21 protein-coding genes are annotated in these 26,566 nt (G+C 71.4%); 11 read left to right on the forward strand and 10 right to left on the reverse strand.

The features are described 5' to 3' along the window. Window positions 1–39 precede the first annotated feature (39 nt). From ASG76_RS06070 to ASG76_RS06090, 5 genes are all read right to left on the reverse strand, one after another. Complete coding sequence (locus ASG76_RS06070; RefSeq protein ID WP_056601283.1) at window positions 40–993, reverse strand: electron transfer flavoprotein subunit alpha/FixB family protein; 954 nt, start codon at window positions 991–993, stop codon at window positions 40–42. A gap of 13 nt (window positions 994–1,006) precedes the next feature. Next, entirely contained in the window at window positions 1,007–1,789 is a 783-nt protein-coding gene (locus ASG76_RS06075; RefSeq protein ID WP_235529429.1) for an electron transfer flavoprotein subunit beta/FixA family protein, read from the reverse strand. Window positions 1,790–1,942: 153 nt separating this feature from the next. Continuing rightward, window positions 1,943–2,629 (reverse strand): Ig-like domain-containing protein, encoded by a 687-nt coding sequence (locus tag ASG76_RS06080; protein ID WP_056601287.1) that lies wholly within the window; start codon window positions 2,627–2,629, stop codon window positions 1,943–1,945. A gap of 44 nt (window positions 2,630–2,673) precedes the next feature. Then, the gene (locus ASG76_RS06085) at window positions 2,674–2,976 is read right to left on the reverse strand and encodes a hypothetical protein (protein WP_056601290.1); all 303 of its coding nucleotides are present in this window, start codon (window positions 2,974–2,976) and stop codon (window positions 2,674–2,676) included. Between the two features lie 69 nt (window positions 2,977–3,045). Continuing rightward, window positions 3,046–3,822 (reverse strand): enoyl-CoA hydratase/isomerase family protein, encoded by a 777-nt coding sequence (locus tag ASG76_RS06090; RefSeq protein WP_056601292.1) that lies wholly within the window; start codon window positions 3,820–3,822, stop codon window positions 3,046–3,048. Window positions 3,823–3,908: 86 nt separating this feature from the next. Here ASG76_RS06090 and glgX point away from each other — a divergent pair, with 86 nt between their 5' ends. The 3 genes from glgX to ASG76_RS06105 all read left to right on the forward strand — a co-directional run bounded on the left by glgX (window position 3,909) and on the right by ASG76_RS06105 (window position 6,879). Further along, the gene (gene glgX / locus ASG76_RS06095) at window positions 3,909–6,110 is read left to right on the forward strand and encodes a glycogen debranching protein GlgX (protein ID WP_056601293.1); all 2,202 of its coding nucleotides are present in this window, start codon (window positions 3,909–3,911) and stop codon (window positions 6,108–6,110) included. Window positions 6,111–6,211: 101 nt separating this feature from the next. Further along, entirely contained in the window at window positions 6,212–6,523 is a 312-nt protein-coding gene (locus ASG76_RS06100) for a hypothetical protein (RefSeq protein ID WP_056601295.1), read from the forward strand. 5 nt (window positions 6,524–6,528) lie between these two features. Continuing rightward, window positions 6,529–6,879 carry a hypothetical protein gene (locus ASG76_RS06105; RefSeq protein ID WP_056601300.1) on the forward strand — a complete coding sequence of 117 codons (351 nt, stop codon included), beginning with the start codon at window positions 6,529–6,531 and terminating at the stop codon, window positions 6,877–6,879. 7 nt (window positions 6,880–6,886) lie between these two features. Here the strand turns inward: ASG76_RS06105 and ASG76_RS19365 are convergent, their stop codons facing one another. The 3 genes from ASG76_RS19365 to ASG76_RS06120 all read right to left on the reverse strand — a co-directional run bounded on the left by ASG76_RS19365 (window position 6,887) and on the right by ASG76_RS06120 (window position 8,335). Beyond that, window positions 6,887–7,393: a hypothetical protein gene (locus tag ASG76_RS19365; RefSeq protein WP_056601303.1), complete on the reverse strand. Its 507-nt coding sequence runs from the start codon at window positions 7,391–7,393 to the stop codon at window positions 6,887–6,889. A 5-nt stretch (window positions 7,394–7,398) separates the two neighbouring features. Beyond that, window positions 7,399–7,797 carry a helix-turn-helix domain-containing protein gene (locus ASG76_RS19850; RefSeq protein ID WP_200948082.1) on the reverse strand — a complete coding sequence of 133 codons (399 nt, stop codon included), beginning with the start codon at window positions 7,795–7,797 and terminating at the stop codon, window positions 7,399–7,401. Between the two features lie 64 nt (window positions 7,798–7,861). After that, window positions 7,862–8,335: a MarR family winged helix-turn-helix transcriptional regulator gene (locus ASG76_RS06120; RefSeq protein WP_056601310.1), complete on the reverse strand. Its 474-nt coding sequence runs from the start codon at window positions 8,333–8,335 to the stop codon at window positions 7,862–7,864. A 51-nt stretch (window positions 8,336–8,386) separates the two neighbouring features. Here ASG76_RS06120 and ASG76_RS06125 point away from each other — a divergent pair, with 51 nt between their 5' ends. After that, window positions 8,387–8,752: a hypothetical protein gene (locus ASG76_RS06125; protein ID WP_056601313.1), complete on the forward strand. Its 366-nt coding sequence runs from the start codon at window positions 8,387–8,389 to the stop codon at window positions 8,750–8,752. Between the two features lie 109 nt (window positions 8,753–8,861). Here the strand turns inward: ASG76_RS06125 and glgP are convergent, their stop codons facing one another. Further along, window positions 8,862–11,444, reverse strand: coding sequence for an alpha-glucan family phosphorylase (gene glgP, locus ASG76_RS06130; RefSeq protein ID WP_056601316.1), 2,583 nt, complete (start codon window positions 11,442–11,444; stop codon window positions 8,862–8,864). A gap of 92 nt (window positions 11,445–11,536) precedes the next feature. Between glgP and ASG76_RS06135 the strand changes: the two genes are divergently transcribed. The 5 genes from ASG76_RS06135 (at window position 11,537) to glgB (ending at window position 22,532) form a co-directional block, all read left to right on the forward strand. Continuing rightward, a complete protein-coding gene (locus ASG76_RS06135; protein ID WP_082587312.1) occupies window positions 11,537–15,376 on the forward strand; it encodes a M36 family metallopeptidase in 3,840 nt (1,279 codons plus the stop codon). Between the two features lie 103 nt (window positions 15,377–15,479). Further along, a complete protein-coding gene (locus tag ASG76_RS06140; RefSeq protein ID WP_056601319.1) occupies window positions 15,480–17,474 on the forward strand; it encodes an alpha-1,4-glucan--maltose-1-phosphate maltosyltransferase in 1,995 nt (664 codons plus the stop codon). 23 nt (window positions 17,475–17,497) lie between these two features. Further along, window positions 17,498–19,234, forward strand: a complete 1,737-nt coding sequence (gene treS / locus ASG76_RS06145) for a maltose alpha-D-glucosyltransferase (protein WP_056601323.1) — start codon at window positions 17,498–17,500, stop codon at window positions 19,232–19,234. After that, on the forward strand, window positions 19,231–20,652 hold the full coding sequence (locus ASG76_RS19260; RefSeq protein ID WP_056601326.1) for a maltokinase N-terminal cap-like domain-containing protein: 1,422 nt from the start codon (window positions 19,231–19,233) through the stop codon (window positions 20,650–20,652). The genes treS and ASG76_RS19260 overlap by 4 nt, the downstream gene beginning before the upstream one ends. Further along, entirely contained in the window at window positions 20,649–22,532 is a 1,884-nt protein-coding gene (gene glgB / locus ASG76_RS06155; protein WP_235529432.1) for a 1,4-alpha-glucan branching protein GlgB, read from the forward strand. Before ASG76_RS19260 ends, glgB begins: the two co-directional genes overlap by 4 nt. Before the next feature lie 76 nt (window positions 22,533–22,608). On the opposite strand, the gene ASG76_RS06160 is transcribed toward glgB, so the two are convergent. Continuing rightward, entirely contained in the window at window positions 22,609–23,322 is a 714-nt protein-coding gene (locus ASG76_RS06160) for a hypothetical protein (protein ID WP_157558983.1), read from the reverse strand. A gap of 313 nt (window positions 23,323–23,635) precedes the next feature. Here ASG76_RS06160 and ASG76_RS06165 point away from each other — a divergent pair, with 313 nt between their 5' ends. Beyond that, window positions 23,636–25,504, forward strand: coding sequence for a multicopper oxidase domain-containing protein (locus ASG76_RS06165; RefSeq protein WP_162254090.1), 1,869 nt, complete (start codon window positions 23,636–23,638; stop codon window positions 25,502–25,504). 39 nt (window positions 25,505–25,543) lie between these two features. Further along, window positions 25,544–26,566, forward strand: a complete 1,023-nt coding sequence (locus ASG76_RS06170) for an NUDIX hydrolase (protein WP_056601335.1) — start codon at window positions 25,544–25,546, stop codon at window positions 26,564–26,566.

Consider the following 26,566-nt stretch of genomic DNA (forward strand, 5'->3'; position numbering starts at 1 on the left):
CGCTGCGGCCGGGGGCGTTCGTCGTGGGTCGGGCGGGGATCAGCCCTTGCGCTCCTTGACCTTCTCGGTCGCGGCGGGCAGCACGGTGTGCAGGTCGCCGACGACGCCGAAGTCGACGAGCTCGAAGATCGGGGCCTCGGGGTCCTTGTTGACCGCGATGATCGTCTTCGAGGTCTGCATGCCCGCGCGGTGCTGGATCGCACCCGAGATGCCGTTGGCGACGTAGAGCTGCGGCGAGACCGTCTTGCCGGTCTGGCCGACCTGGAACGCGTGCGGCATCCAGCCCGAGTCGACCGCGGCACGCGAGGCGCCAACGGCCGCGCCGAGCGAGTCGGCGAAGCCCTCGACGGGCTCGAAGTTGCCGCCGGTGCCACGACCGCCGGAGACCACGATGGCGGCCTCGGTGAGCTCGGGGCGCCCGGTCGACTGGCGCGGCTGGGTGGCCACGATCTGCGCGGTCTTCGCGGCGTCCGACACGGTCGCGGCGAACGCCTCCACGGTGCCGGCACCCTCGGCCTCCTCGGGGGCGGCCGAGTTGGGCTTGACGGTGATGATCGGGGTGCCGTGGGTGACCTTGGCCTGCACCGTGTAGTTGCCGGCGAACACGCTCTGCGTCGTCGTGCCGTCGTCGGCGACGTCGACGGCGTCGGTGATCAGGCCCGAGCCCAGCTTGATCGCCAGGCGACCGGCGACCTCCTTGTTCTCGAACGTCGAGGGCAGCAGGATCGCGGCCGGGCTGGTCTTCTCGGCCAGCTGCTGCAGGGCCTCGGCCTTCGGCGCGACGAGGTAGCCCTTGATCTGGGCGTCGTCGACGACGTAGACCTTCGCGGCGCCGTACTTCTTCACCTTCTCGGCCACGGCGTCGCCCTGCTCGGGCGAGCCGAAGAAGACCGCCGACGGCTCGCCGAGGCGACGCGCGATCGTGAGCAGCTCGAAGGTCGGCTTCTTGACCTCGCCGTCGGCGTGGTCGATGACAACAAGAACCTCAGACATGTCCAGCAGCTCCTCAGATGAACTTCTTGGAGGCGAGGAAGTCGACCAGCGCGCCAGCGCCCGAGCCGTCCTCGTCGGTGACGATCTCGCCGGCGGTGCGCGGCGGGCGGGCGGTGGTGTCCTCGACCTGCGTGTAGGCCACCGACAGGCCGACCTGCTCTGCGTCGAGGCCCAGGTCGGACAGCGACCAGGTCTCGAGCGGCTTCTTCTTCGCGGCCATGATGCCCTTGAAGGAGGGGTAGCGGGCCTCGCCCGACTGGTCGGTCACGCTCAGCACGATGGGGAGCGTCGCACCGATGACCTCAGTGGAGCCCTCGTTGTCGCGCTTGATGCGGACCTGGTCGCCCTGCGACTCGATCACCGAGGCCAGCGTCACCTGGGGCATGCCGAGGCGCTCGGCCAGCATCGCCGGCACGACGGAGCCCGACGCGTCGGTCGAGGCCATGCCGCAGAGCACGAGGTCGGCGCCGGAGTCGGCCTTGACCTTCTCGATGGCCTTGGCCAGCACCAGCGAGGTGCCGAGGTAGTCGGAGCCGGCGATCGCGTCGTCGACGACGTGGACGCCGGAGTCGGCACCCATCTGCAGCGCCTTGCGCACCGCGTCGACGGCCTTCTCGGGGCCCACGGTCAGCGCGGTGACGGTGATGTCCTCACCCTCGCGCTTCTCGCGGAACTGCAGCGCCTGCTCGACGGCGTACTCGTCGAGCTCGGAGAGGAGCCCGTCGACGCCGACGCGGTCGACGGTGTAGTCGTCCTCGAACTTGCGGTCGGCCGTGGCGTCCGGCACGTACTTCACACAGACAACAATGTTCATGGTGGTGTGGCCTCGCGGCCCCTCCTGTGGACTCGGGTGTGCTCGTGAGGTTACTTGCCCGTCCACCGGGGCGGAATGGCGATCCGGGTGGGGTCCCTCACAGTGGAACTGTCACGGTCGCGGCCGGGCGGCGGGTCAGGTGCCGCTGACGCGGAAGCGCTCGACCCGGCGCTGGCGCAGGTGGTCGGGGTCGCCGGTGTAGGTGACGACGGCGCGGTAGGCGCCGCGACGCAGCCGGCCGAACGGCGCGACCGCGAGGCCGGTGGCGTCCACGGGCACGACGACCCGGACCGTGCGCCGGGTGCCCGTGCGGTGGAGCACAACCCGGACCCGGCCGGACGGGCGCGTGCCGTACTCACCGTCGACCTGCGCCCGGACCGCGGTCGGGCCGGTGGTGCGGCGACCGGTGACCTGCACCGCGACGCGCGTGCGCACCTGCTGCACGACCCAGTCCACCGGCGCCGAGGTGCTGGTGACAGTCGGGTCGGGGTACTGCACGAAAGTGGCGACCACCGGGTGCGAGCCGACGTGGAGGCGCGGCAGGACCACGCTCGCGGTGCCGTTGCCCAGCAGGTTGGCCTTGATGTTGAGGTTGTCGACAGCGAAGTAGACGTCGCCGTTCGGCGCGCCCGCGCTGCTGGTGACCGACGCCGTCGCGGTGACCGCCTGGCCGTAGACGGACTGCACGGTGCTCAGGCTCACGACCGTCGTTGTCGTGGTCGCGTTCGCCGTCGCGGGCACGGCGTACGCCGCCCCGCCGCCGGTCGGGACGAGCCCCAGCACACCGGCGACGAGGAGGGAGGCTGACCGCGCGGACGACATGGCGCCGACCCTACGCCGTGCCGGCCCGGCGTGTCGGGCTCGCGTCAGGGCTTGACGATGCGGTCGAGGATGCGACCCACGACCAGCCAGGCGATCGCGCCGAGGCCCCAGTTGAACAGCGCGTTCTTCACCTCGGCGCCCTGGCCGCGGAACTGCTTGATGCCGTCGCCGCGCGAGAACACCCCGAGGTCGACCACGTCGGCGGCGCGCAGCACCGCGTCGACGAGGTCGTTGGACTTGTTGGCGTCCAGGGCGATGAGCAGCGCGCCCACGGCCAGCAGCAGCGCGGCGAGTGCGCACGCCAGCCACAGGACTTGGGCCACGGTCGCCCGGATCTTCGTTGCCACGGTGGTGGTCTCCTCGCGTCGGCCGCTCGGCGGCGGCCTGGTTCTGGGTGGTGGGTTGCAGCGGCGGGGTCAGCGACCCACGAAGGTGGCCTTGCCCGGCCCGACCTCAACGAACGAGGTGATGCCGCGGGTACGGTCCTCGGTCGCAAAGACTCCGGCGAACTGCTGGCGCTCGATCTCCAGGCCGGTGTCGAGGTCGACCTCGCTCCCCCGGTCGATGCACTCCTTGGCCGCACGGATCGCCAGCGCGGCCGCGTTGCTGAACTGGGCGGCGTACGCCGTCGCCTCGGCGAGGACCTGGTCGGCCGGGACGACCCGGTCGACCATGCCGATGCGCAGCGCCTCGTCGGCCGTGACGAAGCGGCCGGTGAAGATGATGTCCTTGGCCTTCGCGGTGCCCACGAGGCGGGTCAGCCGCTGGGTGCCGCCGGCGCCGGGGATGATCCCGAGCAGCACCTCGGGCTGACCGAAGACCGCGTCCTCGGCGGCGAAGCGGAGGTCGGCCGCCAGGGCGAGCTCGCAGCCCCCGCCGAGGGCGTAGCCGTTGACAGCGGCGACGACGGGCTTGGGGATCCGGGCGATCGCGGTCGTGGCGGAGCTGACGGAGGCCGAGACCTTCACCATGTCGGAGTAGGTCATCTCGGCCATCTCCTTGACGTCGTTGCCGGCCGCGAAGACGCGCTCGCCGCCCCAGAGCACGACGGCGCGCACGTCGTCGCGCTCGGTGAGCTCGGCCGCGGCCTCGCGGAGGTCGGCCTGCACCTGGACGCTGATCGCGTTCATCTTCGGCCGGTCGAGGCGCAGGACCGCGACCCCGTCGGTCACGTCGATCGAGACGAACTCCATGGCTTGCTCCCCTTCGTCGGTGCGTCGGTGCCGGGCTCGCGCCACGGCGTGGGCGCATTCTGCCGTGAGAGGTGTCAACCATCACAATGGCTCACGTGACACCGCCCCCCGACGTCGAATCAGTCTGGAACCACGATGGCGAGACCCGAGCGGTCTGGCCGGGGCGCAACTACCCCCTGGGGTCGACCTGGTCGCACGAGTCGACCAACTTCGCCGTCTACGCCCCCAACGCCACGCGCGTCTGGGTGTGCCTGTTCGACGACGACGGCGCCGAGACCCGCCACCTGCTGACCGAGCACTCCCTCGGCGTCTGGCACGGCGCCCTGCCCGGCGTGTCCCCCGGCGCGCGCTACGGCTACCGCGCCCACGGGCCGTGGCAGCCCGAGGCGGGCCTGCGCTTCAACGCCGCCAAGCTGCTGCTGGACCCCTACGGCAAGGCCGTCTCGGGCGACCTCGTGGTCGACGACGCGATCTTCGGCTACGTCCCGCGCGAGCCCGAGACGATCAGCGACCTCGACTCCGCGCCGTACGTCCCGCGCAGCGTGGTGGTCTACGACGACTTCCAGTGGGGCGCCGACACCTCGCCGAGACGGCGCTGGCGCGACACGGTGATCTACGAGATGCACGTGAAGGGCATGACCGCGCTGCACGACCGGGTGCCCGAGGAGCTGCGCGGGACCTACGCCGGGCTGGCGACGCCGGCGGTCACCGACTACCTCAAGGACCTGGGCGTCACGGCTGTGGAGCTGCTGCCGGTGCAGCAGTTCTTCTCCGAGCCGGCGCTGTCCGAGCGCGGCCTGGTGAACTACTGGGGCTACAACTCCCTCGGCTTCTTCGCGCCCCACAACGCCTACGCCCGCAGCGCGAGGTCGGAGGGCGGCGACCGCGGCCAGCAGGTGACCGAGTTCAAGCAGATGGTGAAGGCCTTCCACGAGGCCGGCCTCGAGGTCATCCTCGACGTGGTCTACAACCACACCGCCGAGGCGGGCCCGCTCGGACCGACGCTGAGCTTCCGCGGCCTCGACGACCTCGGCTACTACCAGCGGGTGGTGCCGCCGGCGCGCGAGGCCGACGAGGACCCGATGCCCGACACCTACTGGGACGTGACGGGGTGCGGCAACACCGTCGACGCCACCCACACCCAGAGCCTGCGGATGATCCTCGACTCGCTGCGCTACTGGGTCAACGAGATGCACGTCGACGGCTTCCGCTTCGACCTGATGAGCGCGCTGACGCGCACCAACCAGGTCGTCGACATGGGCAGCCACCTCATCACTGCGATCGGCCAGGACCCGGTGCTGCGCCACGTGAAGCTCATCGCCGAGCCGTGGGACGCCTCGATGGACGGCTACAAGGTGGGGCAGTTCCCACCGCCGTGGATCGAGTGGAACGACCAGTTCCGCGACACGGTGCGCGACTTCTGGCGCGGGCACTCCGGCGGCGTACGCACCGTCGCGACGCGGCTGGCCGGATCGAGCGACCTGTACGCCGACGACGGCCGCTCGCCCTACGCCTCGGTCAACTTCGTCACCGCGCACGACGGCTTCACCCTGCGCGACCTGGTGTCCTACAACGACAAGCACAACGAGGCCAACGGTGAGGACAACCGCGACGGCACCGACAACAACCGGTCGTGGAACTGCGGCGTCGAGGGCGAGACCGACGACCCCGACATCATCGCGATGCGGCGGCGCCAGGCCGCCAACCTGATGGCCACGCTGTGCTTCTCCAGCGGTGTGCCGATGCTCACCGCGGGCGACGAGCGCGGCCGCACCCAGGGCGGCAACAACAACGCCTACGGCCAGGACAACGAGACGTCGTGGATCGACTGGCGCCCCGACGACGCCTGGCTCGACGTCTACGAGATCACCAAGACCGCGCTCCGGCTGCGCCGCGAGCACCCCGCCCTGCGCCAGCGGCACTGGTTCGAGGGGCGGCCCACGATCCGCGGCGGCATCAAGGACCTGGTGTGGGTGCACCCCGAGGGCCGCGAGATGTCCACCGGGGACTGGAACGACGACTCGGTGCGCACCGTCGGGATGTTCCTCAACGGCGCGCCGCTGCGCTACCCCGGCCCGCGGGGCGAGCAGATCCGTGACAAGTCGTTCATGATCTGGCTCAACGCCGGCGCCGACGACGTGAAGCTGGTGCTCCCCGACAACCAGTGGGTCCACCACGGCGAGGTCGTGCTCTCCACCAACGCCGGGGTCGCCGAGGGCACGCCGGTGGTCGCCGGCACGTCGCTGCTGCTCCAGGCCCGCTCGGTGCTGGTGCTGCGCCAGACCTGAGCTTCCGCTGCACAGGACCTCCTGCCCGCGGCGGAGGGCCCACCGGCACTCCCCCTCCCGCCGGCGCGGCACGAGACTGGGGACGAGGAAGGGAGTCGGCCATGAACACCTCCACCCACCCGGTGGGCACCGCCCGCTCCTCCGACACCGCCAGCACCGTCACGCTGGTGCTCGGCGTGCTGTTCTCGCTGTCGGTGGTGCTCACCTACGTCCTGAGCCTGAGCGACGTCGTCGACCCGCCCAGCTGGGCCCGCGCCATCGCCCTGGCAGGCCTGCCGATCGGCCTCGGCGGCATCCCCGTCGCGTACGCCTTCGCGCGCCACGGCTCGGGGCGTGACCGCGCCCGGCTCGGGGTGGCCGTCGCCCTCGTGGGCCTGGTCGCCTTCGTCGCACTCGTCGTGGCGCTGGGGTGAGTGCGATGACGACCACCCGCCACCCCGCTCCCGGCGCGACCGCTCCCACCCGCCGCGCGTGGCTGTCCCTGCTCGGCTTCGTGCCCAGCTTCGGGCTGGCGTTCCTCGTCGGCGAGGGGCTGGTGTCCGCGATGGGCTACGACGTCGGCAGCGACCAGCCTCCGTGGCCGGTCGCGGTCGCGGCCGTCGTGCCGGCCCTGCTGGTCTTCGCGCTGCCGGCGATCGCCGCGGTCCACTTCGGCCGCCAGGCGCTCCGGCTCGGCGACCGGCGCGCCCGGGTGCCGATGACGATCGCGGTCGTCGTCGCGACGGCCTTCGTCCTGACCAACGCGCTGGCCCCGCTGCTCGGCGGCTGACGGCGCGCTAGCTCGCAGCGCCGGCCACCCACTCCATCGGGTCGCCGGCGTCGAGGTCGGTGATGCCGAGGGTCTCGTAGGCGCCGAGCACGACCAGGCGTCGTACGGCCGCGAAGGTCAGCACGTGGGCGATCATCCCGCCGTAGGTGAAGACCCGGGGTGGGTCGCAGGTGACGTCGACGAACGTGTCGTCGAGGCGCCCCTCCTCGACGGTCGCGCGCACCTGCGCCAGGAAGGTCGGGCCCTCCTCGGCGAGCTCGCGGCGCAGGGTGCTCACGGACTTGCCGCGCTCCTGGTCCCAGTCGTAGGACCGCTGAGTCACCGCGGCGTTCCACTGCGCGAGCTGCCCCACGAGCCTGCCGAGCACCGAGCGGATGGACATGTCGTCGTCGATCGTGCCGATCGGCACCTCGATCCGGGCGTCGAGCTGCTCGTCGGTGAGCCGTCCGGCCCGCTCGAGCAGCTCGGAGGTCAGCCACACGTGGTGCTCGATCATGCGCGTCATCAGGTCCATCGGTGTCACCTTTCGCCGGGTGGGCAGCCGCAGGCTGCCCGGTGGGTGGAAGTGCACGCCGCTCGGAGCCTCGATCCGGGTCCGGGTCGGCTGCTGACGCCAGCGGCTCGGGGCGGCGCCGTACTCCCGCGCGAACGCCCGGGTGAACGCCTCGTGGAGCCGAAGCCTGCCTCGAACGCGATGTCGACCACCGGCTGGTCCGTCGCGAGCAGCCGGTGGGCCGCCCGCTCCAGCAGAAGCCGGCGCCGCATCCGCTCCGGCGGCTCGCCTCCCGCCGCCGCCACGACGTGGTCGAGGTGCGAGCGCGAGAGGTGGAGACGCCGAGCACGCTCCTCGCTTCCCAGGTCGAGCGTCTCGGCCAGGGTGTCGAGGAAGGCGGTGAAGGTGTCCGCCGCTGTCGTCATGCCCACCACCCTGCTGGTCCGGGTCCTTCCGCGCTTGATCGCACCTGCGCAGTCTGCACCCGCCTCAGGCCGGCGCCATGGTCTCCCGGGTGGCGTCCTTCGCAGCGTCGATGACGCGCGTCAGCCGGTCGCGCAGCTCCACCAGCTCGTCGAGGTCCATCCCGAGGCGCTCCAGCACACGCACCGGGACGTCCAGGGCCTCCTCACGCAGGTCCCGGCCCCGGGCCGTGAGGCCGACGGCGAGGCTGCGCTCGTCGGCGGGGTTGCGCTCGCGCGTGACCAGCCCCGCCGACTCGAGCCGCTTGAGCAGGCGCGAGAGGGTGCCGACGTCGAGCTCGAGCACCCGGCCGAGCTCGGTCACCGAGAGCGGTTCGCGGCCCCAGAGGGCGAGCATCACGAGGTATTGCGGGTGGGTGAGCCCCATCGGCTCGAGAACCGGGCGGTAGACCGAGATGACCGTGCGCGAGGCCACGGCGAGCGCGAAGCAGACCTGGCGCTCCAGTGCGAGCGGGTCGTCGGTTGGGCCCGTGCGCGGCATTCCGTTAGCCTAACAACTGTTGTCACAGCAACGAATCCCTGGAGGGACAGCATGGCAAGCAGCGTTCCGGCGCGACGGACCGAGAAGGGCCGCGGCCACCTGCTGGACCTGGACGCACCCCGTCGGGTCGTCCAGGACCCGGAGAAGGACGCCCGCGACCTCGCCCGCGTGCAGAGGTGGGTCATGTCGACACTGGCGGTGACGACGATCCTGCACCTCGTCGTCGGCCTCGTGGTCGCGGCCGTCATGCTCGACGGGCCGCCGAGCTCGCGTGCCGGCCTGGCTGTGATCGCGGGCGTCTTCGGCGCGATGGCCGTCGCCACCGGGCTGGCCATCCACGGCAAGCGGATCGTCTCGCCGTGGCTCCTGCTGGGGGTCGTCCCGACCCTCGTCGGGCTCTACCTCGCCTTCGGCTGAGGCGCTACCGCGGCGACTTGTCAGGCTCTTCCTGAGGTTGTCAGGCCGTGCACGGGCCGACAAGCTCAGTGATCCCCGGTCAGCCGGGGATCACTGAAGAGGCGCAGACTCAGGCGGGCTCGGCCACCAGGCCCAGCTCCGCGACCGAGGCGAGCGCCTCGTTGCGGGGCACCACACGCACGGTGTAGCCGAAGGGGCCCGACAGCCGCAGCGGGACGGCGGCGTCGAAGCGGTGGCGGTTGCCGTCGTAGGACTCCCCCACCAGCATCGGCGTGGCCGAGGTCGAGGTCAGCACGTCGTCGGAGCCGATCCGCCCGTGCACGACCTGCACCTCGACGTCGTCGGGCGAGAGCGACCCGAGGGCCACCCACGCGCGCACGGCGAGCGTCGCGCCGACCTCGGCCTGGTCGCCCACGCCCTCGGAGTCGACGTGCTCGACGCGTACGCCGTGCCACGCCGCGCGGACGGTCTGCTTCCACTCCGACAGCGAGCGGGCGCCGGCGTAGTCGGAGTTGAGCGAGCGCGCTGTGTGCGCGGCCGGGGCGTAGAGCTCACGGACGTAGTCGCGCACCTGACGGGTCGCCAGCACCTTGGGGCCGAGCGACTTGAGGGTGTGGCGCACCATCTCGAGCCAGCGCGGCGGCACGCCCTCGTCGTTGGTCTCGTAGAAGCGCGGCACGACCTCGCCCTCGAGGAGGTCGTAGAGCGCGTGGGCCTCGAGGTCGTCACGGCGGTCGGTGTCGTCGATGCCGTCGGCCGACGGGATCGCCCAGCCGTTGTTGCCGTCGTACCACTCGTCCCACCAGCCGTCGAGGATGGAGAGGTTGAGGCCGCCGTTGAGCGCGGCCTTCATACCCGAGGTGCCGCAGGCCTCGTAGGGACGCAGCGGGTTGTTGAGCCACACGTCGCAGCCGGGGTAGAGCGGCTGCGCCATCGCGATGTCGTAGTTGGGCAGGAAGGCGATGCGGTGCCGGATCTCGGGGTCGTCGGCGAAGCGCACCATCTCCTGGATGAGCCGCTTGCCGGTCTCGTCGGCCGGGTGCGCCTTGCCGGCGATGACCAGCTGGATCGGGCGCTCGGGGTCGAGCAGCAGCTTCTTGAGCCGCGCGGGGTCGCGCAGCATCAGCGTCAGGCGCTTGTAGGTCGGCACGCGTCGCGCGAAGCCGATGGTCAGCACGTCGGGGTCGAGCGCGGTGTCGATCCAGGTGGTCTCGGCCGGCGCGAAGCCGCGCTTGGCCGCCGAGCGGCGCATCCGGTCGCGGGCGTCGTCGATGAAGCGCGTGCGCAGCGTGCGCTTGAGGTCCCAGATCTCGCGGTCGCCGATCTGGTCCACCATCGGCCACAGGGCGTCGGTGTCGTCGCCGTCGATGTCGGCGCCGCGGCTCGCGGCGAGCTCGATGACCTCGCGGGCGATCCAGGTGGGGCCGTGGACGCCGTTGGTGATCGAGGTGATCGGCACCTCGGCCTCGTCGAAGGCCGGCCACAAGCCGTTGAACATGCCGCGCGAGACGTGGCCGTGCAGCTCGGAGACGCCGTTGGCGCGCTGCGCGAGGCGGAAGCCCATCACGGCCATGTTGAACACGCCGGCGTCGCCGCCCTCGTAGTCCTCCGCGCCGAGGGCGAGCACGCGCTCGACCGGCACGCCGGGCGTCGGCGAGCTGCCGCCGAAGTACTGCGAGACCAGCTCGCGCGGGAAGCGGTCGATGCCCGCGGGCACCGGCGTGTGGGTGGTGAAGACCGTGCCGGCGCGCGAGACCTCGAGCGCGGTGTCGAAGTCGAGGTGCGGTCCGTCCTCGGCGACGGTGAGCTCGCGGATCCGCTCGATGCCGAGGAAGCCGGCGTGGCCCTCGTTGGCGTGGAAGACCTCGGGGGCCGGGGCCCCGGTGATGCGCGACCACACCCGCAGCGCGCGTACGCCGCCGATGCCGAGGAGCAGCTCCTGGCGCAGCCGGTGCTCGGAGTTGCCGCCGTAGAGGCGGTCGGTCACGTCGCGGTAGTGGGCGCTGTTCTCCTCGATGTCGGTGTCGAGCAGGAGCAGCGGCACCCGGCCGACGTGGGCGACGAGGATGCGGGCCACCAGGTCCGGGCCGTCCGGCAGGGCCAGGGAGACGATGGCTCGTGAGCCGTCGGCCTCGCGGAGCACCGTCAGCGGCAGCTCGTCGGGGTCGAGGACCGGATAGCTCTCCTGCTGCCAGCCGTCGCGGTCGAGCGCCTGCTTGAAGTAGCCGTGGCGGTAGAACAGGCCGACGCCCACCAGCGGGATGCCGAGGTCGGACGACGCCTTGAGGTGGTCACCGGCGAGGATGCCGAGGCCGCCGGAGTACTGCGGCAGCACCGACGTGATGCCGAACTCGGAGGAGAAGTAGGCGATGGCACGGGGCGCGTCGTCGCCGGCCTTGCGGGCATACCAGCGGTCCTCGGACAGGTAGCGCTGGAGGTCGGCGTGGGCCGCGTCGAGGCGGGCGCGGAACTCCTGGTCGCCGCTCAGCTCGTCGAGCCGCTCGCGACCGACGGCGCCGAGCAGGCGCACGGGGTCGCACTTGACCTGGCGCCAGAGCGCGGGGTCGATCGAGGAGAACACGTCCTGCGTGGGTGGGTGCCACGACCAGCGCAGGTTGCCCGCGAGGACGGACAGGGCGCCGAGGGGCTCGGGCAGGACAGGACGGACGGTGAATCGTCGGAACGCTCGCACGGTCCAGCACGCTAGGGCATTTCTTGGATCGATCCAAGAACCTGAGGTCAACGTCTGCATAACTCACCAGTAGCCAGCGGCGTTGTTGCGGCATGACCTCGCCCCGCCCCCGCCTCGGCCGCACCTCGCTCGCGGCCGCGACGCTCCTCGCGATCTCCGCCCTCACCGCCGTCGCCGGCCCCGCCACCGCCGAGCGCTCCGCGTCGGCCGAGCAGGCGGTCGCCCCCGGCGCCACCCCGGCCGACGTGCGCACCCTCGGCGACCCCGTCGCCGGCCCGCGCGACGTCGACACCCGCGGCACCGCCCTCCCGACGGCGCTGCAGCGCCAGGCGGTCGACGCGCTCGGCGACGTCACCGCCCGGTGGAACCAGCTCGGCACCCCGGCGTCCCTGCTCCCCGCCGACGGGTCCCTCGGCGCCGCACCCGGCGCCCCTGTCGACGGCGCGCGCGCCTGGCTCCGTGACCACGCAGCGCTGTTCGGCACCGATGCTGCCGGCATCGACTCGCTCGAGCTGGTCTCCGCCCAGCCGCTGGCGCGCTCCGGGGCGCGTGCGGTGCTCCTCCGCCAGGACTTCGACGGCGTCGCGCCGGCGCTCGGCGGGCTGGTGACCGTCGGCGTCGCCGACGGGCAGGTCGCCTACGTCTCCTCCTCCCTTGCCCGTACGACGACGAGCGTGCTGCCCGCGGCCGTGCTGACGCCGCTGCAGGGATGGCTCGAGGCCGCGAAGGACCTCTCCGTGGGCGTGCCCGTCGACCAGGTCGCGTCGATCACGAGGACCGTCAGCGGCGGCTGGACCCGGCTCACCGTGCCGGGCTTCGCCCAGGAGCAGCAGGTGCGCCTGCGCGCCCTGCCCATGGCCGACGGCACGGTGCGTCCGGTGCTCGAGGCCAACGTGGTCGACGTCGCCGGCGCCGGCGCGCTGGCGTTCACCAGCCTGGTCGACGCGGTCACCGGCGAGGTGCTCGCCCGCCACAACCAGGTCGACAACTTCGCCTACAACGACGTGTTCACGGGCAGCGTCACCCCGACCGAGTGTGGCCCGAAGCACGCGTTCGACCTGACCGACGACCTCACCCGCTCGATCACGGCCGGCGCGACCGGCGTGCCCGCCGACGACTTCGTCGTGAAGATCTTCAAGGGCGACTCGCTGCTCGCGACGGGCGACAACGCGACCAACCCCGAGGTGGCGACGTACTCCTCGGCCTCGATGCCGGCCGGCACCTACTCCGCCCAGGTCTGCCCGTTCGACGCCGCGTCCGTGGTGGTCGGGCAGTACACCCTGGCCGTCACCACGAGCGACGCCGCCGCGCCGGGCACCGGCGACCTGACCGGCAACCCGATGTGGCGCTACTTCACCGCCAACCCGACCCTCGACTCCCCTGACGAGGTCCCGACCAACTCGGTCGTCGGCTGCTGGCGCCTGGTCGACCCCGCCTGCACCACCCCGCCCGGCGAGCTGCGCACCATCGCCTCCTTCGGCCCGTGGGACACCGTCGGCGCGCTCTCGACCTTCACCACCGTGGGCAACAACGCCAACACGCACGAGGCGTGGGCAAGCCCGCTGACCCCGGGCGGCACGGCGCAGGCGCCGGTCTCGGCGACCCGCGCCTACACCAAGGACTTCGAGGACCGCTGGAACAACAGCCGCTGCGACACCTCCGAGCTCGTCCCCGGCGGCAACGACATCGAGGCCTCGGTCGGAAACCTCTTCGTCGCCCACAACCGGATGCACGACTTCTCCTACTACCTCGGCTTCACCGAGGAGAACTACAACCTGCAGCTCGACAACGGCAGCCGCGGCGGTGCCGCGGGCGACCAGGAGGTCGGCAACGCGCAGGCCGGTGCCGTCAGCGGCGGCAGCCCGACGTTCCAGGGCCGTGACAACGCCAACCAGATCGCGCTGCAGGACGGCGTGCCCGGCATCACCAACCAGTACCTCTTCGAGCCTATCGCCGGCGCGTTCTACGCCCCCTGCACCGACGGCGGCCTCGACATGGGCATCGTCGGCCACGAGTACACCCACGCCATCAGCAACCGCATGATCGGCGGCCCCGACGAGGGCATCAGCTCCGAGCAGGGCGGCGCGATGGGCGAGTCGTGGGGCGACCTGGTCGCCGGCGAGTACCAGTTCGCCCACGGCTACAGCAACGGCGGCAACGTGTGGGCCGTCGGCGCCTACGCGACCGGCAACACCGAGACCGCCATCCGCGACTACTCCATCGACGACAACCCGCTGAACTACTCCGACTACGGCTTCGACACCACCGGCCCCGAGGTCCACGCCGACGGCGAGATCTGGAACGGCACGATGTGGGAGGTCCGCCAGGCACTCGTCGAGAAGTACGACGCCCAGTACCCCTACGCCGACAAGGCCCTGCAGCTGCAGTGTGCAGACGCGACGGCCACCCGCACGCCGCGCGCCGTCGAGACCTGCCCGGGCAACCGGCGTTGGGTGCAGCTGGTCTTCGACGCCTTCCTGCTCCAGCAGGGCGCGACGTCCATGCTGGACGCGCGTGACGCCATGATCGCCGCCGACCAGATGCGCTTCGGCGGCGCCGACACCGACGTGCTGTGGGCGGCGTTCGCCCGCCGCGGGATGGGTGCGGACGCAGCCGTCGTCGACGCCGACGACCCCGAGCCCACTCCGAGCTTCGCGACCCCGACCGGGCCGACGTCGCGGATCACCTTCGACACCACCGGTGCCGCGAAGATCTACGTCGGTGACTACGAGGCCCGGGTCACGCCGGTCGCCGACACCGACCCGGAGACCGCGCTGGGCGACAGCGCGAGCTTCACCCCCGGCACCTACGACATGGTGGCCGTCTCCCCCGACCGCGGCGCCACCCGGTGGACGATGACCGTGCTCGCGGACGGCGCAGCGCGCACCGAGACCCTCGGCGACGTGGTCAACCTCGCCAGCTCCCCAGCCGGCGCGAGCGTCATCGGCTCGACCGCGGGCTCGCTCAACCCCGAGGCCCTCATCGACGGCACCGAGGCGACCAACTGGGGCGGGGTGACCGCGACGCAGGTGGACGAGTCGCACCCGTCGGTGTCGGTCGACCTGGCCGGCGAGGTCAGCACCGTGCGGCGGGTCCAGGTGAGCGCGTACCTCACTCCGGCACCGCCGTCGGCGACCGACGTCCCGCTCGCGCAGGACGACCCCGACTCGGGCTCGCGCTTCACCGCCCTGCGCCAGTTCGCGCTGGAGGCGTGCACGGCCGCCTGCGAGACGGCGGACGCCACCTGGACGCGCTTCTACACCTCGCCCGCCGACGCGTTCCCGAGCGTCCTGCCGCGCCCGGTCGCGCCGACGCTCAACCTGCGCGAGTTCGACGTGCCCGACACCGAGGCCGCCGCCGTGCGCCTGGTGACGCTGGAGAACCAGTGCACCGGCCAGCAGGCGTACGCCAGTCAGCAGACGGCCAGCACCACCGTCCTCACCGACTGCAAGGAGGGCTCGGACCGGGGCACCATCGTGCACGCCGCCGAGCTCCAGGTCTTCGGCGACGACGCGACCCTGCCGACGCAGCCCACCGCGCCCGGCACGCCGGGCACGCCGCCCGGCACCGGCACCCCGCCCGGCACGGGCACCCCGCCCGCCACCGGCCCGGACGCGGGCACGCCCGCGCGCACCCGGACCCGCATGATCGTCAAGCGGGCCTACCAGACGTCGCGGAAGCCGGCCCCCGTGCTGTTCCTCACGGTGCGCTCGGCCGTCGAGCAGGAAGCGGGCAGGTTCGTGGTGAGCATCGACGGCCGCACCTGGAGGTCCGTCAGCACGAACGACGGCACCGCCCGGGTCAGGGTGCCGAAGAAGGCGCTCCACCGGGGCCGGAACACCGTGCGAGTGCGATTCGTGCCGCGCGACCGAGAGGCTCTCGCGCCCTCGCGGACGCGCCTGCGGGTGATCACGGTGGCCGCGGGCTCCTGACCCTGCGGCACCCGCAGCACCGGCCGCGGCCGGGCCGTCCCAAGGGGTGGCCTCGGCCGCGGTCGGCTTGCATGCGGGTGTCGGGTCCGAAAGTGTGGGGGCCATGGTTGGACGCATACCCGTGATGGATGTATCCCCCGTCGTCGACCTCGGTCGGCAGTCGGCGAAGGCGACTGTCGGCGAGCCGATGCCGGTCCGCGCGACCGTGTTCCGCGAAGGGCACGACCAGCTCGCGGCGGAGGTCGTCGCGATCGATCCGTCCGGGAGGCGTCGTGATCCCGTTCGGATGCGACCCGAGGGAGTCGAGCCCAACCGGTACCTCGCCCACGTCACCCCCGACGTCGCCGGCGAGTGGACCTTCGAGGTCCACTCCTGGTCCGACCCCGTGGCCACCTGGCAGCACGACGGCGGGATCAAGATCCCGGCCGGCGTCGACGTGGAGCTCATGTTCACCGAGGCGCGGCTGCTGCTCGAGCGCGTCGCGGGCGGCAGGGGCACCGACACGCTCGACCCGGCCGCGGCGGCGCTCGTCAGGGGCGCCATCGCCGCTGCGAGCGACCAGACGCGGCCGGTGGGCGCGCGGCTCGCCGCACTGCAGGACCCCGACCTCGACGCCGTGCTGCTCGCCCACCCGCTGCGCGAGCTCACGACCGTGACGGGGCCGTTCCGGTTCCGCGCCGACCGCGAGCGGGCGCTCTTCGGCAGCTGGTACGAGTTCTTCCCCCGCTCCGAGGGCGCCACGCGCGACGCGAAGACCGGGAAGATCACCTCCGGCACCTTCCGCACCGCAGCCAAGCGGCTCGACCGCGTCGCCGAGATGGGCTTCGACGTGGTCTACCTCCCGCCGATCCACCCGATCGGCGAGCTGAACCGCAAGGGCCCCAACAACACCCTGACCCCCGGGCCCGACGACACCGGCTCGCCGTGGGCGATCGGCAGCAAGGACGGCGGCCACGACGCCATCCACCCCGAGCTCGGCACCTTCGCCGACTTCGACGCCTTCGTGGCGCGCGCCGGCGAGCTGGGCCTGGAGGTCGCCCTCGACCTCGCCCTCCAGGCAGCGCCGGACCACCCCTGGGTCACCACGCACCCGCAGTTCTTCACCACCCGCGCCGACGGCACCATCGCGTACGCCGAGAACCCGCCGAAGAAGTACCAGGACATCTACCCGATCAACTTCGACAACGACCCCGCGGGGATCTGCCGCGAGGTGCTGCGCATCGTCAAGCTCTGGATCTCCCACGGCGTGCGGATCTTCCGGGTCGACAACCCGCACACCAAGCCCCTGGCCTTCTGGGAGTGGCTGCTGGCCGAGGTGCGACGCACCGACCCCGACGTGCTGTTCCTCTCCGAGGCGTTCACCAAGCCCGCGATGATGCACGGGCTGGGCTCCATCGGCTACCACCAGAGCTACACCTACTTCACCTGGCGCACCGGCAAGCGGGAGATCGAGGACTACCTCGTCGAGGTGTCCTCGGAGTCCGACCACCTGATGCGGCCGAACTTCTTCGTCAACACCCCGGACATCCTCCACGCCTACCTGCAGTACGGCGGCCCGGCGGCGTTCAAGGTGCGCGCCGCCCTAGCGGCGACCGGATCACCGAGCTGGGGCGTCTACGCCGGCTACGAGCTCTTCGAGCACGTCGCGGTCAAGCCCGGCTCGGAGGAGTACCTCGACTCGGAGAAGTTCCAGATCCGCATCCGCGACTGGGAGCGGCACGACGCGGAGGGCACCACGCTGGCGCCCTACCTCACCCGGCTCAACGAGATCCGGCGCGCGCACCCCGCGCTCCGGCTCCTGCGCAACGTGACGATCCACTCCAGCGACGACGACCACGTGCTCGTCTTCTCCAAGAAGCACGATCTCCCCGACGGCACCAGCGACGTCGTCATCACGGTCATCAACCTCGACCCGCACGGCACCCGGGAGACGATGGTCCACCTCGACATGCCCGCGCTGGGGATGGAGTGGCACGACTCGTTAGTCGCCCACGACGAGATCACGGGCGAGGACTGGAGCTGGGCCGCGCACAACTACGTCCGGCTCGATCCCGGCCACGAACCCGCCCACATCATCAGCGCGAGGAGGACCCGTTGACCCAGCACCCCACGTCAGCGCAGATGCCGACGGAGGCCGGAGCGGCCACCGCGGTGCTCAACGCCGAGCCCGAGTGGTTCCGCACGGCGGTCTTCTACGAGGTGCTGGTCCGCTCGTTCCGCGACTCCAACGGCGACGGCACGGGCGACTTCAAGGGCCTGATCGAGAAGCTCGACTACCTCGAGTGGCTCGGTGTCGACTGCCTGTGGATCCCGCCGTTCTTCACCTCGCCGCTGCGCGACGGCGGCTACGACGTCGCCGACTACAACAACATCCTCCCCGAGTGCGGCACCGTGGAGGACTTCCACGAGTTCCTCGACGCCTGCCACCAGCGCGGCATCCGCGTGATCATCGACTTCGTCATGAACCACACCAGCGACGCGCACCCGTGGTTCCAGGCCAGCCGCAGCGACCCCGAGGGTCCCTACGGCGACTTCTACGTCTGGTCCGACACCGATGAGCTCTACCAGGACGCGCGGGTCATCTTCGTCGACACCGAGCCGTCCAACTGGACCTGGGACCCGGTGCGCCAGCAGTACTTCTGGCACCGCTTCTTCCACCACCAGCCCGACCTGAACTTCGACAACCCCAAGGTCCACGACGCCATGCTGGAGGCGATGGCGTTCTGGCTCGACATGGGCCTCGACGGCTTCCGGCTCGACGCGGTGCCCTACCTCTACGAGCGCCCCGGCACCAACGGCGAGAACCTGCCCGAGACGCACGAGTTCCTCAAGAAGTGCCGCCGCTTCGTCGACGAGAACTACCCCGGTCGCGTGCTGCTCTGCGAGGCCAACCAGTGGCCCGCCGACGTCGTGGAGTACTTCGGTCCCGAGCAGACCGAGGACGGCAGCTGGATCGGCACCGAGTGCCACATGGCGTTCCACTTCCCGGTGATGCCGCGCATCTTCATGGCCGTGCGCCGTGAGTCGCGCTTCCCGATCTCGGAGATCCTCGAGCAGACGCCGGCGATCCCCGACGGCTGCCAATGGGGCATCTTCCTGCGCAACCACGACGAGCTCACCCTCGAGATGGTCACCGACGAGGACCGCGACTACATGTGGTCCGAGTACGCCCACGACCCGCGGATGAAGGCCAACATCGGCATCAGGCGCCGTCTCGCGCCGCTGCTCGACAACGACGTCAACCGCATGGAGCTCTTCACCGCGCTCCTGCTGTCGCTGCCCGGCTCCCCCGTCCTCTACTACGGCGACGAGATCGGGATGGGCGACAACATCTGGCTCGGCGACCGCGACGGCGTCCGTACGCCGATGCAGTGGACGCCCGACCGCAACGCGGGCTTCTCCTCGGCCACGCCCGGCAAGCTCCACCTGCCGGCGGTCCAGGACCCGATCTACGGCTACCAGTCGGTCAACGTCGAGGCGCAGCTGGAGAACACCTCCTCGCTGCTGCACTGGACGCGCCGGCTCGTGCACACGCGCCGCCGTCACCCGGCGTTCGGCCTGGGCGACTTCGTCGACCTCGGCGGTTCCAACCCGAGCGTGCTCTCCTACGTCCGCGAGCACTCCCCCGACGGAGCGGGCCCCGAGGGACGCGACGTCATCCTGTGCGTCAACAACCTCTCGCGCTTCCCGCAGCCCGTCGAGCTCGACCTGCGCCACTGGGAGGGCATGGTGCCCGTCGAGCTGCTCGGCGGCGTGCCGTTCCCCGCGATCGGCGAGCTGCCCTACCTGTTGACGCTGGGCGGCTACGGGTTCCTGTGGCTGCGCCTGACCGACCCGAACCCGGGGGTGGAGCAGTGAGCACGAACGACGGCCATGACAACAGGGACCACGCCCTGACCGCCTGGATCGGCGAGGCGCGCTGGTTCGGCGGCAAGGGACGCGAGTGGAGGCTCGCGGGCCTGCGCCGCGTCGGCGAGCTGCCCGAGGCCCCACCGGGCCTCCACGTGTCGATCGAGCTCGCCGAGGTGGCGTACGCCGCTGGCCAGGGTGACGCGAGCGAGCTGTACCAGCTGCCGCTGGCGTTCTACGCCGAGCCGCAGGAGCGGCTCGCCCACGCCCACGTCGGCGAGTGGGACGACGGGGAGTTCGGGCACGCCCACGTCTACGACGCGCTGCACGACCGCGAGTCGATGGGGCTGTGGCTGCGTGCCTTCGCGGCACCACCGTCGAGCACCGACCGTGGGCAGCTCGACTTCCACCGCCTCGGCGACCACGAGCTCGACCTCGACGCCCACTCGACGCTGTTCTCCGGCGAGCAGTCCAACTCCTCGGTCGCCTTCGGCGAGGACGCGCTGATGAAGGTGTTCCGCAAGGTCACGCCAGGCGTCAACCCCGACGTCGCGATCCACCAGGTCCTCACCGAGGCGGGCTCGACGCACGTCGCGTCGCTCTACGGCTGGCTCGACCTGGTCGACGAGCAGACCGACACCACGATCCAGCTGGCCATGCTCCAGCAGTTCCTCCGCACCGCGAGCGACGGGTGGGACCTGGCGCTGGCCAGCGTGCGCAACCTCCTCGCCGAGGCCGACCTGCACGCCGACGAGGTGGGTGGCGACTTCGCCGGCGAGGCCGCGCGGCTCGGCGTGGCGCTGGCCGAGGTCCACGCCGACCTCGCCGAGCACTTCCCGGTCGAGGAGCGCGACGCCGCTGCCCTGGCCGGCCTGGCCGGGGCCATGGAGGGCCGGCTCGCCGCGGCGCTCGAGGTGGTGCCCGACCTCGCGCCGCACGAGGCCGGCCTGCGGGCGACGTACGCCCGGCTGCGCGAGCTCGACCGTGTCGAGGTGCAGCAGGTCCACGGCGACCTCCACCTCGGGCAGACCCTGCGCACCGCGCGGGGATGGAAGATCGTGGACTTCGAGGGCGAGCCGGCCAAGCCGCTCGCCGAGCGGCTCGAGCCCGACTCGGCGTGGCGCGACGTGGCGGGCATGATCCGCTCCTTCGACTACGCCCCGCGCGTGGTCGCCCTCACCAGCGGCGACTACGACGCCAGCGAGGCCGACCAACGCACCTACCGGGCCGCCGAGTGGTCGGCGCGCAACCGTGCCGCCTTCCTCGAGGCCTACACCGCCCAGCGGGGCGACGCCCTCGAGGGGGCCGGGCAGACCCTGCTCGAGGCATACCTGGCCGACAAGACGGTCTACGAAGCGGTCTACGAGGCCCGCAACCGACCGGGATGGCTGTCCATCCCGCTGGCAGCGCTGGAGGAGACGACATGAACGAGACGACCGACACGCACGCACCCGGTGAGCTCGACCTGCACCTGATCGGTGAGGGCCGCCACGAGGAGCTCTGGACCGTCCTCGGCGCCCAGGTCACCGACACCGGCACCTCGTTCCGCGTCTGGGCCCCCAACGCCCTCGAGGTCCAGGTGGCCGGGCAGTGGGCCGGCTGGGACGGCTCGCAGCACCCGATGACGCGCCTCGACGGGTCCGGCGTGTGGCACGTCCACGTCGAGGGAGCCGGCGTCGGCTCGCAGTACAAGTACCGCCTGCGCGGCGCCGACGGACAGTGGGGCGACCGCGCCGACCCGATGGCGCAGTACGCCGAGAAGCCGCCGAGCTCGGCCTCGGTGGTCTGGAAGTCCCAGCACCAGTGGAACGACGACGCGTGGCTGGAGAAGCGACGCACCGGCCAGCCGGTCGACGAGGCCATGTCGACCTACGAGGTGCACCTCGCCTCGTGGCGCAAGCACTACTCCGGCGAGCTCTACTCGTGGGACGAGATCGCCGACGCGCTCGTGCCCTACGTCGCCGACCTCGGCTTCACGCACGTGGAGTTCATGCCGGTCATGCAGCACCCGTTCGGCGGCTCGTGGGGCTACCACGTCACCTCCTACTTCGCCGCGGACGCTCGCTTCGGCGACCCTGACGGCCTCAAGCGGCTGATCGACCGGCTGCACCAGGCCGGCGTCGGCGTGATCCTCGACTGGGTGCCCGGGCACTTCGCCACCGACGAGTGGGCCCTGGCCAGGTTCGACGGCACCCCCCTCTACGAGGACCCCAACCCGCAGCGCGGGTGGCACAAGGAGTGGGGCTCCCACATCTTCAACTTCGGGCGCAACGAGGTGCGCAACTTCCTCTACGCCAACGCGGTCTTCTGGCTCGAGGAGTTCCACGCCGACGGCCTGCGGGTCGACGGCGTCGCCTCGATGCTCTACCTCGACTACGCCCGCGAGCACGGCGAGTGGTCGCCCAACAAGCACGGTGGCCGGGAGAACCTGGAGGCCGTTCAGTTCCTCCAGGAGATGAACGCCACCGTCTACAAGCGCGTGCCCGGCATCGTCACCATCGCCGAGGAGTCCACCGCGTGGCCGGGCGTCACCGGCCCGACGAGCGACGGCGGGCTGGGCTTCGGCTTCAAGTGGAACATGGGCTGGATGCACGACTCGCTCAACTACGTCGCCAAGGACCCGCTCTACCGCAGCCACCACCACGGCCAAATGACGTTCTCCCTCGTCTACGCCTACGCGGAGAACTACGTCCTGCCGATCAGCCACGACGAGGTCGTCCACGGCAAGGGCTCGCTGCTGCGCAAGATGCCCGGCGACCGCTGGCAGCAGCTGGCCAACCTGCGCGCCTACCTCGCCTACATGTGGGCTCACCCGGGCAAGCCGCTGCTCTTCATGGGTTGCGAGTTCGGCCAGGAGTCGGAGTGGGCCGAGAGCCGCGAGCTCGACTGGTGGCTGCTCGAGCACCCCGAGCACTCCGGCGTGCACGCGATGGTGCGCGACATGAACGCCACCTACGCCGCCAGCGGCGCGCTGTGGGGCCGCGACAACGACCCGTCCGGCTTTTCGTGGATCGACGCCAACGACGCGGGCCGCAACACGTTCTCCTTCGTGCGCAGCGCCCCGGGCCACCCCGACCTCGTCTGCGTGACCAACTTCGCCGGCACCCCGCACGAGGGCTACCGGCTCGGGCTGCCGTCCGACGGGCGCTGGGACGAGGTGCTCAACACCGACGCCGAGACCTACCTCGGCTCGGGGGTGGGCAACCTCGGCGTGATCACGGCGACCAAGGGCGATCACCACGGGCAGCCGGCGTACGCCGACATCGTGGTCCCGCCGCTGGCCACGGTCTGGTTCCGCAAGGCCTGAGGAGCCTCGACCGCCGGCCCCCGGAGCGAGCGCTCCAGGGGCCGGCGGCCTGCATCGTCGTGCCCGACGCCGCGCGTCAGGTGAGGTGGATCATCTCGATCATGCCCATCAAGGCGTGCGGCATGCCGCCCATCTTCGGATCGGGCATGAAGCAGAGCACGACGTACTGACCGGGCGGCAGGTCGTAGTCCACGGTCATGGATCGACGCTGCGAGATGACGTCGGCCTGCATGGATCCAGGCATGAACCACGGGGGCGGCCCCTGCGTCTCCGGGCCCTGGAACGTGGCAAGCACCTCCTGCACCGTGGTGCCCTCCTTCACGCGCTGCAGCTCGACGAAGTGGAGGACCTTCGTGGTGGCGGCGTTCTTGAACAAGAACGTGCCCTTGGCGGGCATGGTCGAGCTTCCGCGCCAGCCCGGTCCGTCGGCAGCGACGATCCGGCCGTCGACGTGCGGGGCCCGGCTCCTCCGCCTCGCCCCGACGACGAACTCCGCCGGCTTAGACGGCCCCTTCTCGCCGAAGGTGAAGGCGAAGTACTTCCCGGGGTGGGGGAAGACGATGGTGCCGGTCCCCCCGGGAGCCAGTCCACCGATGGCGTCGGTCTTGGCATAGATCCGCTTGATGGCCGTCGCCTTGTTCTTGACGAAGCCGGCCACGAGGTCGTGGGAGAACGACGTCCAGGAGTACCCGCGGCGGAGCGTCCCGAACGACACGGTGGTGTCACCCTTGCCCGTGACCACGAGCTCGGCGCGACCCGCGTGCAGGCCGTCGACCCCGGTGAGCCTCACCCCTGTGCGTGTGATGTGGGCAGTGATGGTGGGCACGGCCGCACGCGAGTGCTGCACAGGCCGTGGGTTGGCTGTCGCGGTCACCGAGGGTGCCGCGACGAGCGCCGTCGTGCACAGCACGGCCACAGCCGCGTGCACGAGCATCTTGATCCGCATGTGGTGCCTCCGTAACTGGGTGGTGCCAGGTCGGCGACCGCCGGCCACTTCTCGACGAACGCACCCTTGCACCACTCCTCGTCAGTGGTTCTGCTGATGTCCAGACCACCCGACTTTTGGGGATGCCGGACGGGTGCGGGAGACAGATACTTCACGCGTGGGGGGCACGGTCAGGCAGCGATCGGTCATCGGGCTCGCAGTCGCGGCCTGGTGTGCCGCAGCGCTCGTCGCCTACGACGTGACCCCGCTGACGATCGTTGCCGGCACCAGTTCGCCAGCGGCACGTGCAGAGGCTGCATCAGGCGGGACGTCGGCCACGATCGTGATCAACCGCGGGGACGCGAGCAAGTCGTACTCCACACCCCTGGTGACCGTGTCCGGTGATGGCACCCTCAGCGTCACGAACCTCGACGTCTACGACCACACCGTCACGTCCATCGCGCTGGCAGGCGACGGCACTCCCTTGTTCGACGTCAAGGTCCTGCACGGCACCACGGTGGCCATCCCGGCGGTCGACGGCCTCGCCTCCGGCAGCTACGACTTCTACTGTCGCTTCCACCCCAACATGCGCGGCACCCTCGTGGTCGACCGGAGCGGTGGGGGCACTGCGCCCGAACCGGTGGCGTTCGACCAACCCCTCGTGATTCCCTCCGTGCTCAGCGGCCCGCACGTCCGGTTGCGCATGCGCGAGGCCGGCGTACGCATCCTCCCGACGGGACCGCTCACGCGCATGTGGACCTTCGGTGGCACCTGGCCCGGACCCACGATCACACGCCCGGCGGGCAGGGCCACCAGTGTCACGTTCGTCAACGCCCTGCCCAAACGAGCGGGGTCCATGACGGTGCACCTGCACGGCGACCACCACGATCCCGTGGACGACGGCCAGCCGACCCAGTTCCTCATCCCCCGCGGCGCGGCGCGGACCTACTACTACCCGCTGACCTACGGCGGGAATCCCGAGCCCAGCTCGTTCTTCTGGTACCACGACCACCGCATGGACCACACCGCGCGCAACAACTGGCGTGGCCTGCAGGGCATGTTCCTCGTCTCGGACGCCGCCGACCGCAGGCTCCACCTTCCTACCGGGGTGCGCGACGTCCCCCTGATGGTGGCCGACCGCTCCTTCGGCAACCACAACCGGCTCGCCAACCCCTTCGCCACAGCGCCCGCGATGGTGCATCACGGAGGTCAGATGTTCTTCGTCGGACCGAGCGCCCCGCCCAACGACGCCACCACCGGGACCCACGTGCTGGTGAACGGCCGTTTCCTCCCCCACCTCGACGTGACCGCCACCCGTTACCGGTTGCGACTCCTCAACGCATCGAGCGCCTCCGCCTACGCCTTCGCGCTGTCCGACGGCCGACCCCTCATCCAGATCGGCACCGGCAACGGCCTCCTCCCCCGTCCCGTCGCCCGGGAGCAGATCCTGCTCGGTCCGGCGCAGCGCGCGGACGTCCTGGTCGACTTCCACGGCGAGGAGGGCACCGCAGTGACGCTGAGGTCGGTGCCCCGCTCGGACGGATCCGCCGGGACCGGTACCCGGATCGCCCCCCTGATGGAGTTCCGGGTCAACGGCGCGGCGACCGACGACTCGGTGCTTCCGACGAAGCTGCCTGCTCCCGAGCTCGTCGAGCCCCCACGCCGGGTGAGCAAGACCTGGACCTTCGACCTGACCGGGACTCCAGCGACGGGCAGCGCGTGGACGATCAACGGCCGACCGTTCGATCCACACCGCGTCGACTACGAGGTCCCGCTGGGCGTCACGCAGAGGTGGCGACTGCGCAACACGAGCGAGGTGACCCACTACGTCCACATCCACGCCGGCCAGTGGCGCACCCTGCTCCGCGACGGCAAGGCACCTCCTCCCTGGGAGCGGGGCCTCGAGGACACCTGGCGCCTCGACCCGGGAGAAGTCGTGGAGGTGGCCACCCGCTTCACCGACTACACCGGCCCCTTCATGATCCACTGCCACATGCTCGACCACGAGGACCACGGGATGATGGCCCGCTTCGACGTCGTGCGCTGACGCGAGCCCCGCCACGCACCGCCTCGCTAGGGTGAGGACGTGCCAGACGACCAGCCGACACTGACCGACGGCGTGGTGACGCTCCGCCCGTGGCGCGACGACGACGTGGCCGAGGCGGTCGCCGGGCACGACGAGGAGATGGCCCGCTGGTTCGGCTGGGACGCCGCCGACGTGAGCGAGGAGCGGCACCGCGCGGCCATCTCGGCGTGGCGCCGGCGCTACGCCGCGGGCGAGCAGGCCTCGTTCGTCGTCGAGCACGACGGCCGGCTGGCCGGCAGCGTCGAGCTGACCCGCGAGGGCAGCGTCGGCGCGAGCCTGTCCTGGACGCTCTACGCCGGCCACCGCGGCCGCGGCCTCGCCGCCCGCGCGGTCCGCGTGCTCGTCGACTGGGCCCTCGCCGAGGTCGGCCAGGGCGGGCTGGGGCTGCAGCGCGTGGAGGCGCGCGTCGACGCCGACAACGCGCGCTCGCTGCGGGTCGCCACCCGCGCGGGGCTGCACCGCGAGGGCGTGCAGCGCGTCGTGCCCGGGATGGGCGAGCGCCCCTCAGCGACGGCGTACGTCGTCCTGTCGCGGCTCTCGACCGACCCGCCGCTCAGCGAGCCGGAGAGCTTCCGCGCCCTCCTCAACTCCTTCCTCCCCCGCAAGCGCGCCATCTCGCAGATGCTCGTGCGCGACCCCGAGGGTCGTGTGCTGCTGTGCCAGCTCACCTACAAGCGCGACTGGGACCTCCCCGGAGGGGTGGTCGAGGTCGGGGAGTCGCCGCGGCTCGCTGTCGAGCGGGAGGTCGAGGAGGAGCTCGGTCTCGCACTCGCGCCCGGCGACCTGCTGCTCACCGACTGGCTCCCCACCTGGGGCGGCTGGGACGACGCCGTCTGCCTGGTCTTCGACGGCGGCACCCACCCGTCCTCGCTGCTCGACACCGTGGTGAAGCAGGAGCGTGAGATCCGCGACGCGCGCTTCTGCACCCTCGAGGAGGTCGACGATCTCGCCGCCGACTTCACCGCGCGCCGCATCCGCGCGGCCGTCACCGGCGAAGGGACGTATACGGAGTCCGGTCGCTGA

Source organism: Nocardioides sp. Soil774 (assembly GCF_001428125.1).
Classification (GTDB): Bacteria; Actinomycetota; Actinomycetes; order Propionibacteriales; family Nocardioidaceae; genus Nocardioides.